We start from the raw sequence: 12,526 nt of genomic DNA on the forward strand, positions 1-12,526 counted from the left end.
CTTTTTGTTCGAGGCGCGCATGCTTCGGGCGCAAATTTCATGAGCCGCGATGATTGCGAGTATTTGCGTGGAAAGTGTGCGCGAAATTCGGCGCTGTTGCGGTAGGGCGCAGCGACATTGATTCCGGATCTCTTCGCATGAAGATGTCGTCGCACATGTCGCGCGGATATTTTTTCGGCAGGAAGGGAACAATGTCCGCGCATGGCGCTTGTGTCGGTTTTGCGACGCGTGTTTGCGGCGCTTTGACGGGCGAACGCCTCATTTGTTTTCATGTTGCAACATTCCTGGGCGCAAGCATGCCGATCTCGCAGGCATTGCATCTCCCGCTCTTGCAACCGATCGGAAGCAGCAAACGCATTCGTTGTGGACGATCGGTGTATCGAGCTTTTGCGCCGCACAAAAATTGACACAGTTGACTGGCAAGTTTCGCGTGTTCTCCTACTGCAACAGGGACGAAGGGACACGGATGGGCTGCGGAGCAACACGTCGTCACATGAAGCTGCGATGGCTCCCGATCGCCTTCGCAGGCTCTGCCCTGATTCTCATCAGCGTCGATGCTTGCCATGCGCAGTGCGTCGAATTCTCGGACCGCGCCTCGCAGCTCGAACTCGACACCTTCGTCAAGTCGCCCTCCTCGCTGCTGGAGCGGCTGCGCAATGACAAGGAGAAGTTGCGATATCGGCTCTCTGCCTATCTCGTGACGGATCCATCAGTGTTGCCGTCCGTGCAGACGCTCATCTCCGCATCGGCTTCAGCCGATCGGTCAGCCATCGGCGCCGCGCTGCGGATAGCCGAAGGCCGGTGCACGTCGACGAAGCCTGACGCGGCGCGCAAGATCAGGGATTTTGCACAGCGGATCGGAGATCTCAACGTGCAAGCAGGCTATTCCGCAGCGGGAGAGGACAACTCCGGCGCCCAATCGCAAGGCAAGGGACTTGCGCAGCCGCCCCGAGGCGGAGCTCTGCTCGACGGCGAATGGAGGACCAAGCTGGCCGACCCATTCAAACCCGTCCCCCTTCCGAATTGATCAGCGATCGTCAAAGGCAGCGAATTCACAGATGTATCAGCCTAGAGAGCACTTTCAGTCGGGCCACCGCTTCGGCATCGAGTTCGGCGGAGCGGTCCTCAGCTTCGAGCGCGTGACCGATGTGCTGCGCCGCCAGTGGCCGATCATCGCGGTGTGCGTCGGAGTTTCGCTGGCCCTGGTGATCGTGTACCTGGCCACGACGCAACCGATGTATACGGCGAATGCCCGCATCATGATGGATACGCGTCAGGCGCAGGTGCTGGACAAGGACAGCAACGCCAGCAGCGCTCTGATCGATACCGGCTATGTCGACAGCCAGGTCGAAATCATCAACTCGGACGACCTGATTCTGTCCGTTGTCCGTCGCCTGAAGCTGACGGAGGATCCGGAGTTCAATGGTTCGAGTCCAGGCCTCCTCTCCCTCATCATCGGCAAGGCCACGTCGCTATTCGGCTCCCGCGAGCCCGCGTCCCAGGAACGAATCGAACATGCCGTGGTCGAGCAGGTTCAGAAGAGCCTGCGAACGGAGCGCGTCCTCACCACATATGTCCTGTCGCTGAGCTATCGCTCGCGCAGCCCCGACAAGGCCGCCAAGATCGCCAACGCCATCGCCAATGCATACCTTGTCGGCGCCCTCGAAGCCAAATACCAGTCCACCAAGCGGGCAACCGAGTGGCTTCAGCAGCGCAGCCTCGAGCTGAGCGAGCAGGCGACGGCCAGCGACCGCGCCGTGCAGACCTTCAAGGCCGAGCACAACATCGTCGGTACCAGCCGCGGCCTGATGTCCGAGCAGCAATTGTCGGATCTGAATACGCAGCTGGTTCAAGCGAGGGCTTCGACCGCCGAGGCCAAGGCCCGGCTCGACCGGATCGACGCGATCTCCGATCAGGATCTCGCCCAGCCGACGGTGACGGACGCTCTCAACAACGCGGTCATTACCCGCCTCCGCGCCCAATATCTCGACCTCCAGGCCCAATATGCCGACTGGTCCAGGCGCTACGGCAAGACTCACCTTGCAGCGGTCAATCTGGCCAACAAGATGGAGGAGCTGCGCAAGAACATCGCCGATGAGCTGCGTCGGATCGGCGACGCTTATCGCAGCGACTACGAGATCGCAAAGAGCCGCGAGGCCTCGCTCGAGAAGAACGTGAAGGAGCTCGTTGCCCAGGCGGGTCACACCGGCCAGGCCGAAGTCAAGCTGCGCGATCTCGAAAGCGCCGCCGACACCTATCGCAATCTCTACAACAACTTCCTCGAGAAACTGCAAAGCGCGACGCAGAACCAGAGCTTTCCGCTCAGCGAGGCGCGTCTCATCAGCACCGCCACCAAGCCGGATCGCAAGAGCTCGCCGCGCACGGTCCTGGCGCTGGTGGGAGGCTTGGTGGGCGGTCTCTGTCTCGGCTTCGGCGTCGCATTTGCGCGGGAACTGCTGAGCGACGTGTTGCGGACCCCCGGCGAGGTCGAGGACGAGCTCGGCGTGAAGTGCCTCGGCGTCCTGCCCGATATTCGTCCACCCTCGAAGGCCGGCCCATCCGATCTGTCTCGCTACGTCGTCGATCATCCATTCTCGCGGTTTGCCGAGACGTTGCGCAACATCAAGGTGTCGATCGACGTCGCCCGCCTGACCCGCGAGATCAAGGTGATCGGCATCGTCTCTTCCCTTCCCAAGGAAGGAAAAACGACTGTCGCCGCCAATTTCGCGCAGTTGGTCGCTCTGACGGGGCACCGCACGGTTCTGATCGACGGCGATCTGCACACGCGCTCGCTGACGCGAGAGCTCGCGCCCAATGCCAAGAGCGGACTTGTGGAGGCGCTGAACGATCCCGCGAGCCTCGGCTACCACGTGCAGCGGAGCAAGGAAACGGGACTGGATTTCCTCCCCTCCGTCGTGGCTTCCCGCATGGTGAATTCGGCCGACGTCATCGGATCGAAGGCGATGGCCGAACTGCTCAAGGTGCTGAGAGACCACTATGAGTACATCGTGATCGATCTCGCCCCGGTGATGCCGGTGGCGGATTCGAAGGCCGTCAGCTTCCTGATCGATGCCATGGTCTACGTCATCGAATGGGGGCAGACGACACGAAGCGCGCTTCAGGAGTCAGTTTCCGGCTCGGAAGTCCTCCAGAAGAAGCTGCTCGGCGCCGTGCTCAACCGCGCCAACCCGAAGATGCTCAAGCGCATCGAGGCCTACAAGGGCAAGCACCACAACAGCTACTACGTCGAGCATGCCTGACGCGTAGGCGCGGCGACTGGCTTTAGGTTGAATCGATTGCCGCGGGTCGGTCACCTCTCCCGCTTGCGGGAGAGGCGTAGGCCGCCTCCGGCGGCCGTCATCTCAAAAGACGCCGAGGCAAAGCCTCGGCTATGGCGAAGCGCCGGGTGAGGGCTTTCTCCTCTTGGGGATTGTCCCATTGCGGAAGCACCTCTCCCCAACCCTCTCCCGCAAGCGGGAGAGGGGGCGGCCCACTACCGTCGTCGCAGCGATCAATCCTCATTTCATCGCGCTTTAGCCGAACTGGACAACCCCGGGGCCCGCTGCCGCTTGGCAGCGGGCCTTATTCGTGCTTAGCGGAATTGCCGTGCGAAGGCCATCGAGTGCGTCTTCGCGCACGAGACAGCTCGAGCCCGTCGGGCGATCGGAGATCGTGCCAGGCACGCCCGGGCTGCTCGGGCCTCCGTATTCGTCCGGAATCCACAACTTGCAGTTATTGCTCTAGCCAAGCGCAAGGATTGACGACAAGATGGTGGCTCAGACTGTACCGCCATTGGCGACCATCCGTCGAAAAGACGAGACAATCCTGGCCTTGATGCCTCAAAATGCTGAAACTATAGGCATCTTTCTTTCTCGGTACCCTGAGGCTAATCTCGCCTCATATTCGCAGTTCCTTTCCGGTGGCTCGGATGCTGATCGTTCTTACGATTCTGACGATTTGGGTTCTGCTCAACATTCTATTCGTGTTGATCGTAGTTCCCCCGCGCAAGCCGCTTCGGCAGCCTATGACGACGACGCTCTCACCGGCGCCCATCGACCCAAGCCGGCGCGAGATCGAGCATGACGAACCTTTCTCGATCCGCCACGTCATCGTCTCCATTGCAATGGGGGCCTTCTTCGTGCTCGTGCCGCCGTTGCTCGCCCTGCGCGATGCAATCATGCGGCTCTTCGGCAGGCCGCCGCGCGACGAAACCTGAGGCCTCGGGCCGGAGGTTCCGGCAACTCAGAAATTGACCGACTAATAGGCTTCCTGGAACATCACTGCCGACGCAGTGCGGGCCATGATCTTCAGGTCGAGCCAGATGCTCCAGTTGCTGACGTACCAGACATCATACTCGACACGTTTCTCCATCAGGTCGATCGTCGGCGTTTCTCCCCTGAATCCGTTCACCTGGGCCCAGCCCGTCAGGCCCGGCTTCATGTGATGGCGGTAGACGTACTTGCTGATGAGCTCGTCGTAGTAATTATCATGGGCGAGCGCGTGCGGGCGCGGGCCAACCAGTGACATGTCCCCACGCAGCACGTTCCAGAGCTGCGGCAGCTCGTCGATGCTCGTCATACGCAGGAAGCGCCCGATCTTGGTGACCCGAGCATCCCTCTTGGTCGCCTGGGCAATCGTTTCGCCGTTCTCGCTAACGGTCATGGTTCGAAACTTCCAGATCTCGAACGGCCTGCCGTTGAAGCCGCGCCGCGACTGCCGGAATATGACGGTTCCCGGGGAATCCAGCTTGATCAGCACGGCAACGGTCAGCAACAGCGGCGTCAGCATCACAAGCGCGAACAGAGCGATGCCGATGTCGAGACAGCGCTTCTGCAGCCGCTCGAGGATAGTGAGCGGGGGCCGCTGGATCTCGACCGCTACGGTTCCGCTGACCGGCAGAAAGGGACGGGTCACCAGGTCAGCGAGCGGGTCGTCCGGCAGCAGGCGAATGGGCTGCGGAACGGCGCGCAAATATGGCCCGAGCTTGCGCAGCATCGGCAATTCGTTCCAGTCGATTGCAAGCAGATATTCATCGACATCGGCCGAACGCGACTGGCGGATGACGTCGCGGATCTGTCGCTCCCAGTGCCCATCATCCCGGTCGGTTCCGAGCACGAAATGGCGCATGACGTCGAAGCCATTCCTCCGCAGATCCTTGAAGCGGTTCGAGGTGAAGTCGAGCGGCTTCAGGCTGAGCAGGATCACCTTGCGGTCGACCAACCGGCTTCTGGCAAAGCTCGTGCCGAACACGGCCTGCCAGCCGAAGCGGAGGCTGATCAAGCCAAGGCCGCCGATCAAGGCGAACACGATGACGGTGCCACGCGATAGATTATCGGTCGATTTCAGCAAGAAGGCCGCAACGGCAAGGATCGTGAGCGACGTCAGCCAGATGAACACCGCCATTCGAAGCTGCCATACGAGATTGAGCAGGCGGTGCGTGGAATAGACGTCCCGGAAATAGGCTATCCCCACGAACACCACGCCGACAAACAATCCGGCTCCCACCGAAGCGCCGTCGGGAGGCGAAGCGACGGCCATACCATACAGCGAAGCACCCGCCGCGTAGCTCAGCAGGATCAACAGAAAGTCAGCACCGATGACGACGATCTGAAAGGGCCTCTGAAGAGCGCTGCCACGCGCGGATGACAGCGCATGAGCATTCTCAGAACCATAAGTTGCAACAGCCATTCGAACCTCTGCTTATCGAGAGAGCGCCTGACGCTCATCGTGATGCTGAAGACTCGTCACTTCCCCGCAACGGAAAGTGTTGATTGATCGCAGCGACATTGTGGCGCTGCACGCAAAACTTTTGCGGCGCACGGATGATGCGTCGTGTTGAAATGCGCAGCGAAATTCGACGCGCTGAAAATGTCGTCACAGTGCTGACATATGAGCGATCGGACTGCCCTATTTTGAATCAAGTTCCGCGTCCAATGCGATGCATCAGCGCTGCTTCGCTCAACTTTGAGGCGGTGCGTTGCTCCCGCCGAAAGCAAAGCCGAGGTCGACTCGAGAATTTCCTCGGGCTTCAATCTGTGGATGCATGCAAAGATTTCTGCCGAGTCATGCAGACTTGCCGCAAGCTTCGGCGTAGCGATGCAATTCCCGCGGATCGCTCCTGTTCCTGCACCCCTGCTGTCCTGCGCACCCCGAAACAAGGCCGGCAAAAAATGCCGCGCCCTTCTTTTGGCGTGATCAAGTCGGAGAACAAGACGCGGCCTCACCGAATTCACGTTGTTCGTGTTGGATGGAAGCTCTCCGGTGCCGACGACTTGGGGACATTTTTTCGACCACCCGATCGATTGAGCGCCATGAAATCCCTCGTGCGACCACGCCCGCCCACTCCCAAACCGCAATTGCCGGACGGAGTGCGCATCTATGCGATCTCGGATATTCACGGCTGCGCGCATTTGCTCCAGCCCATGCTGCGGGTGATCGACGCCGACGTCGCGCGCAGCCGGCCGCGCTATGCTGTCGAAGTCTTCATGGGCGATTACATCGATCGCGGCCCGGATACGCGCTCCACCCTCGACATCCTGGTCGAGCGGAGCCGCCGAGGAAATGCGGTCTTCCTCAAGGGCAACCACGAGGCCTTTCTAGTGAGGGTGTTCGAAGACCCTTCACTATTCGAGGACTGGATTGCCGTCGGGGGGACCCAGACATTGATGTCCTACGGGCTTGCCCCGCCAAATCTCAAGCGCGACGAGCCGGCATCGATCCTGCGCGACTTGATTCGCGCGATGCCGACCGAGCATCTGGAATTCCTGGACAATCTGCGGTTGAGCTTCAGTTGCGGAGACTTCTTTTTCGTCCACGCAGGCGTTCGCCCGGGCGTCCCATTGGCCGAGCAGACGGAGCGCGACCTGCTCTGGATTCGCGAAGAATTCCTCCGGAGCGAGGAGCAGTTCGGCAAATATATCGTCCATGGTCACACGCCGGTCCGCAGCGCGGAATTCCTGACCAACCGCGTCAACATCGACACCGGCGCCTATGCGACCGGCAACCTCACGCTGATGAGCATTCAGGGAAGCCGCATGCTCGCCGTGTGATACGGACGCGGCGTGCCCGCCATGGCGAAACGCTTCGCCTAGTTGAGCAGGCGGGGCTTCTCTACCCGGGCACGGGTTTCGGCCATCCAATCGTTCCAGGCCCGCTCATGTTTGACGTAGAGCTCGAGCCAACGCTCGTTCTCGCCCTCGCGAACACAACGCTCCTCGCCAGCCAAACCAGCGCTCAAGCGGGCATCCGGATTGTCCAGGGTTTCGAATTCAATCGTCTCCGAGATCGTCAACCCAACAAGCACACGCTGTCCGGCGCCATCGACGATGTAGCGCCGAGGCGCGTCCTTCTTGGGTTCACTCATACCTCATGCCCCATTCTTTTCAGTGAACCCCGGATGCCTGCGCGCCAATCGGACCTTACCTAAAAGGCTCGCCGGGCATGGCCGAATGTCGAGGTGGGAGTCGGCTGGACCGCTCGACGCGAGGTACCGCGGGATGAATTCGCATCTCCTCGCTGGACGCGCCAGGCGCGCAGTACGTATCCCAAGATGAGGCCCGTGCCGAAAATGGAAGCGGAGACAAGTGCAGAAGCCATAGGAGTCGTCCCGGATAGTGCAGGACTTATCAAGGCCAAGCAGTGTGTCGACATCATGGTTCTCGACGACTCCTGGCGCCGAAAGATTGTTCAGGCGTGACCGTGCGCATGCAGCGCTTGTGCTTGCCCTGCGGGCCTTCCGTGCATCTCATCTCGGCCGCAACGTTCGAGATATCTCTGCAAGGGCCACTCTCTCTATATATAGAGCAAGGGCCACTCTCTCTATATATAGAGAGAGTGCTCTTGGCCTTCGTATCCTGTTGCGGTCGAGCAGACGCCTCTTCCTCGCGCATGAAATTTAGGACAACGGGCCCGCCCATGCCCTTGCAACCATCTGGAACCCGTCGCATTATTTCGCATCTCATTCACGAGGGATTCAATCCAATGCACTTCCGCGCCCTTATTCCATCCATTGCCCTGTCTGCCCTCGGCCTCAGCTTGACGGTATCCGTGGCTCCAGCCGCCGAGCTCGCCCTTGCTCCGGCACATCAGCGGGCGGCCCACGTTCAAGGCGGAGTTGTGCTATGGGATGACGTCTACCCGCCTGCAATTTACGGCCCCCAGCTTCGCCCGGTCGAGGAAGTCGCAGCCATGAAGGCGCAGGCGCGCCCGGTGTCCCAGCGCTGGTGGGGGTATTGGTACGTCCGGTAGGAGACCGAAGCGGATTGACTTGAGCGACTTTGCGCTAAACACCAAAGGCCCTGGATTGACCGGGGAATGGTCGTCTGATTTGAGCGAGCGCATTGTCCAAGGCTGCTTCTCGTCAGTTTGGCTCAGGCAAGTATCGCCCACATACCTCGCGAGTGCGAGCAGGCTGGCTTGCAACCCGAAGGCATCGACTGACGGATCGTAGCTGAGATGGGTCATCCGCAATACGTCACGGCGCGCGCGACTTCACCGCCGTGGCCCCGGGTCGGCTCTGGCTCACAGATATCACCTGCACCCCGACTGAAAAGGCTAGCCGTATCCGGCTGCCGTCATGGACCATCTCAAGATCGTACGCTTGCGCGACCACATGCGCTCGACCCCGCATCATCCGCACTGACGATCGCGATCCGTCAGCAGCGGTCCGCTGCCGGATTGATCAATCATTCCGATTGCGGCGCCGCGTGCCTCCCAAGAACATCGCTCACGGCAAAGCAATCAAAAGGCGAATGCGGGTAAGATCGTAACGGGGGCATTCTTGAAGCAGGACCAGGGAGAGCTGCCATGTCTCCCTTGCGGATTGCAGCATCCACAACCGTCGGTTCTACAGATTCAGCTGGCGGCGCAAAGCTTCACGCTCGTCGAGAAGCTCTCGTAGTCGTCGAGCATTGTCAGATTGCGTCTCCTGCCACTCGATGCGGTCCTCGGCAGTCCACAGGTAAGACTCGCGATTTAACCGAGCTTTCTCTGCCCTATCAAACTCGGTGAAGAGTTTGATGTCCCGCTCAACCCGGTCCAGCTGTTCCTGGAGAGTTCTTGGCATCAGCCGTTCCCTCGGCTCTGCCTCTAGCCCATTTCGATTTTCCGAGTATTCGGCGTAGCGATCAATAGGCATTCACTCGCCTCGGGCGCATGGATCGTCGCTCAGACATCACCGCAGGTTGCATTTCTAGGTCTAGATATCCTTATTTCCCGATTGAGGTCAAACGAGGACGACCGCGACGCAACTTCTGATCTGGAACGGCCGAGAGCTATGGGTCGCCCGATCCGGACCACGAGTCCCGACCATGAGAGGGCAACAAGATTGCTGCAGATTTCTCGACTTGAGAACAGCTCCCAAGAGCCGCATACACATATGTAACTTCAGATTGAATTCCGAATTGACTGCAGCTCAGACCTGATCCGGTCCGTGAACGCTCTGGAATTGAAGGCGTCGCGCGGCATCCGTCTGGTCGTCGATTCGCCGCGACCGAAGCGCCGAAAACCGCGACGAGCCGCTACTGCTCATATGGACCTCTGCGATAAAGTCGGCCTAGACGCCCGAGCTTATTGATCGCATCGCCAAACCGAGCAATCGCTCCATGGTTGGCACATCAACGCCTTTGGTCAGCCAGGTTGTGCTGGATCTGCATCATGATCTGCACGTGTCCACCGGAAGACGACGCAGGACCAGGAATCCGAGGTCCGCGGCTCGAGCCAATCAGCGGCGCGGATCGGATTGCTCCGAGATTGCATTGCAGGACTTGTCCCCACCGGACGCGAGGCGATCGCGCACGACCCGCGCGGGCTCGCCAATGGCCACGACCTCGGGAGGAACGTCCTTGAGTACGGTGCTCCGCGCACCGACGACGGCGCCTCTGCCCACCTTCACGCCCGGCGCAACAAACACGTCGCTGGCGATCCAAACCTGATCGCCGACCGTGATCGGGGCGGTGATGTAGCTGAACGCGAGGTCGGCCATGTCATGCGATCCCGTGCAGAGATAGGATCGCTGCGAAATTACCGAATGAGAGCCGATTGAAATGCAATCCAGGCTGTACAGCTCGACGTGATCACCAACCCAGGAATGGTCCCCTATCTCAGTCTTCCAGGGGTAGGTCACGCGCACCGTGGGGCGCAGCAGCACCTTACGACCGATCTTTGCTCCGAACAGGCGCAACAGAAAGCGCCGCCATGCAAAAAAGGGTTGAGGCGAAAGTGCAAAGAGTGTCGATTGAACGACCTGCCAAAGCACCACGACGACCGCTCCCCGTCCGCGAAACCCCGGCGGTACACGAAACTGATCCAGCTTCTGAAACTCGCGCATTCTGGTAAGTTCGGCCGACAGAGGGAGGACTATGTTTCACCGGTCGTCTATGGTGGATGCCTGGGTCGTCAGGTAGGCCTCATAGGCGCGCCGCATCCCGGCCTCCAACGGAGTCTTGGCCTGCCACCCGAGTGTTGAGAGACGACTGACATCAAGCAGCTTGCGCGGCGTTCCGTCAGGACGTGTCGGGTCGAAGACGATATCCCCTCGATAGTCGACGATACCGGCGATCATACGGGCGAGCTCAGCGATGGTAATGTCGCTGCCAGTCCCGATGTTGATCGGCCTCTCGTCGGAATAGTTCTTCATCAGGTGAATACAAGCGTCCGCCATGTCGTCAACGAAGAGAAACTCGCGACGCGGCGAACCGCTCCCCCAGACGACGACGCTCTTGCTTCCGCTGACCTTGGCTTCGTGAAAGCGTCGGATCAGGGCCGCTGCGACATGGCTATATTCCGGGTGATAGTTGTCCCCGGGGCCGTAGAGATTGCTCGGCATCACGCTAATGAAGTCAGAGCCATATTGGCGCCGATAAGCCTCTGCCATCTTGATGCCGGCGATCTTGGCGATCGCATAGGACTCGTTGGTCGGCTCAAGTAGACCGGTCAAGATCGAGTCTTCGCGCAACGGCTGAGGCGCAAATTTTGGATAGATGCAGGATGAACCGAGAAACATCAGCTTCTCGGCACCGCTTGTATGCGCAGCGTGGATGACGTTAGCCGCGATTGCGATGTTCTGGTAGATGAACTCGGCGCGAAGCTTGTCGTTCGCGGAAATTCCTCCCACCTTGGCCGCTGCGACGAACACGACCTGCGGCCGCATCCTTGCGAACCAATCGAACACCTGGGCTTGGTTGATCAGGTCGATTTCGGTTCGCTTCGCGGTGAGCAACCGGACGTCTTCTTGCGCGAGCCTGCGCACGAGCGCAGCGCCGACCATCCCCCGATGCCCGGCGACGTAGACGCTCTTGCCATTCAGATCAAACTTTGTGGCTGGCACTCGATAGCTCCCGCCTTGCATCCTTCAGATCGCTTGCCACCATCTCGTGCACGAGCTGGCCGAACGTCCGCTTCGGCTTCCAACCCAGCATCCTGTTCGCCTTGCTCGCATCGCCAACCAGAATGTCCACCTCGGTCGGGCGGAAATAGGTCGGGTCGATTCGAACCACCGTCTTGCCGGTGCTTCTGTCGATGCCAGTCTCATCAACGCCCTTGCCGCGCCATTCGATCTCGCGTCCCACCTCCCTGAAGGAGAGTTCAACCATCTCGCGCACGGAGCGGGTCTCGCCAGTGGCAAGCACGAAATCGTCCGGTCTGTCCGCCTGCATGATCAAGTGCATCCCTTCGACATAGTCCTTGGCATGCCCCCAGTCTCGTTTCGCCTCGAGATTGCCCAGGTAAAGCGTATCCTCGATCCCGACCTCGATGCGGGCCACGGCGCGCGTGATCTTGCGGGTTACGAACGTTTCACCGCGGATGGGACTCTCGTGGTTGAACAGGATGCCGTTGCTGGCAAACATCCCGTAGGCCTCGCGGTAGTTGACCGTGATCCAGTATCCGTAGAGCTTCGCGACACCATAGGGCGAGCGCGGATAGAACGGCGTTGTCTCCCTCTGCGGGATCTCCTGCACCAGCCCATACAGTTCGGACGTGGATGCCTGATAGAACCGCGTCTCCTTCTCCATGCCCAGGATGCGGATCGCCTCCAGAAGCCTCAGTACCCCGATTGCGTCGGCGTTAGCGGTGTATTCGGGACTCTCGAAACTGACGCCGACATGGCTCTGCGCCGCGAGATTGTAGATCTCCGTCGGCTTGATCTGCTGCACGAGCCTGATCAGATTGGTGGAATCCGTCATGTCGCCGTAGTGCATCAGGAACGGCACATCACCAATGTGCGGATCGCGATATAAATGATCGACACGGGCAGTATTGAAGGAAGACGAACGCCGCTTGATGCCATGAACGACATAACCGAGCGATATAAGGTGCTCGGCGAGATACGCACCGTCTTGTCCAGTGACGCCCGTAATTAGCGCAACACGCCCACTCATATGCGAAAACCTGCCGTTGACCGCCGGGATTGGAAACAAATACGATAACGATGGAACGGCTCAACCACCGCAGTCATGTAGAAGCGACCTTCCATGCAGGTCAATCGTAGCAGGGACTGATCATTAACGCCGGAGACATTCTGACGTGT

Annotated in this window: 10 protein-coding genes; 4 read left to right on the forward strand and 6 right to left on the reverse strand. The window is 59.9% G+C overall.

The annotated features are described in order from the left end of the window. Positions 1-361 precede the first annotated feature (361 nt). From ACM42_RS04340 to ACM42_RS04350, 3 genes are all read left to right on the forward strand, one after another. Positions 362-1,027: a hypothetical protein gene (locus ACM42_RS04340; RefSeq protein ID WP_271526758.1), complete on the forward strand. Its 666-nt coding sequence runs from the start codon at positions 362-364 to the stop codon at positions 1,025-1,027. Between the two features lie 31 nt (positions 1,028-1,058). Next, a complete protein-coding gene (locus ACM42_RS04345) occupies positions 1,059-3,260 on the forward strand; it encodes an AAA family ATPase (protein ID WP_271526759.1) in 2,202 nt (733 codons plus the stop codon). A 668-nt stretch (positions 3,261-3,928) separates the two neighbouring features. Next, a complete protein-coding gene (locus ACM42_RS04350; protein WP_271526760.1) occupies positions 3,929-4,216 on the forward strand; it encodes a hypothetical protein in 288 nt (95 codons plus the stop codon). A gap of 41 nt (positions 4,217-4,257) precedes the next feature. Here the strand turns inward: ACM42_RS04350 and ACM42_RS04355 are convergent, their stop codons facing one another. Continuing rightward, positions 4,258-5,688 carry an undecaprenyl-phosphate glucose phosphotransferase gene (locus ACM42_RS04355; RefSeq protein WP_271526761.1) on the reverse strand — a complete coding sequence of 477 codons (1,431 nt, stop codon included), beginning with the start codon at positions 5,686-5,688 and terminating at the stop codon, positions 4,258-4,260. Between the two features lie 623 nt (positions 5,689-6,311). Here ACM42_RS04355 and ACM42_RS04360 point away from each other — a divergent pair. After that, positions 6,312-7,049: a metallophosphoesterase family protein gene (locus ACM42_RS04360; RefSeq protein WP_271526965.1), complete on the forward strand. Its 738-nt coding sequence runs from the start codon at positions 6,312-6,314 to the stop codon at positions 7,047-7,049. 38 nt (positions 7,050-7,087) lie between these two features. On the opposite strand, the gene ACM42_RS04365 is transcribed toward ACM42_RS04360, so the two are convergent. The 5 genes from ACM42_RS04365 to gmd form a co-directional block, all read right to left on the reverse strand. After that, positions 7,088-7,363 (reverse strand): hypothetical protein, encoded by a 276-nt coding sequence (locus ACM42_RS04365; RefSeq protein ID WP_061878803.1) that lies wholly within the window; start codon positions 7,361-7,363, stop codon positions 7,088-7,090. Between the two features lie 1,482 nt (positions 7,364-8,845). Further along, the gene (locus ACM42_RS04370) at positions 8,846-9,136 is read right to left on the reverse strand and encodes a hypothetical protein (protein WP_271526762.1); all 291 of its coding nucleotides are present in this window, start codon (positions 9,134-9,136) and stop codon (positions 8,846-8,848) included. Between the two features lie 585 nt (positions 9,137-9,721). Continuing rightward, complete coding sequence (locus ACM42_RS04375; protein WP_271526763.1) at positions 9,722-10,327, reverse strand: WcaF family extracellular polysaccharide biosynthesis acetyltransferase; 606 nt, start codon at positions 10,325-10,327, stop codon at positions 9,722-9,724. Positions 10,328-10,363: 36 nt separating this feature from the next. Continuing rightward, a complete protein-coding gene (gene fcl, locus ACM42_RS04380) occupies positions 10,364-11,326 on the reverse strand; it encodes a GDP-L-fucose synthase (RefSeq protein ID WP_271526764.1) in 963 nt (320 codons plus the stop codon). After that, positions 11,307-12,377, reverse strand: coding sequence for a GDP-mannose 4,6-dehydratase (gene gmd, locus ACM42_RS04385; protein WP_271526765.1), 1,071 nt, complete (start codon positions 12,375-12,377; stop codon positions 11,307-11,309). The genes fcl and gmd overlap by 20 nt, the downstream gene beginning before the upstream one ends. Between the last annotated feature and the right edge of the window lie 149 nt (positions 12,378-12,526).

The sequence above is a fragment of the Bradyrhizobium sp. CCBAU 25338 genome, assembly GCF_028128965.1.
In the GTDB taxonomy this organism is placed as follows: domain Bacteria; phylum Pseudomonadota; class Alphaproteobacteria; order Rhizobiales; family Xanthobacteraceae; genus Bradyrhizobium; species Bradyrhizobium liaoningense.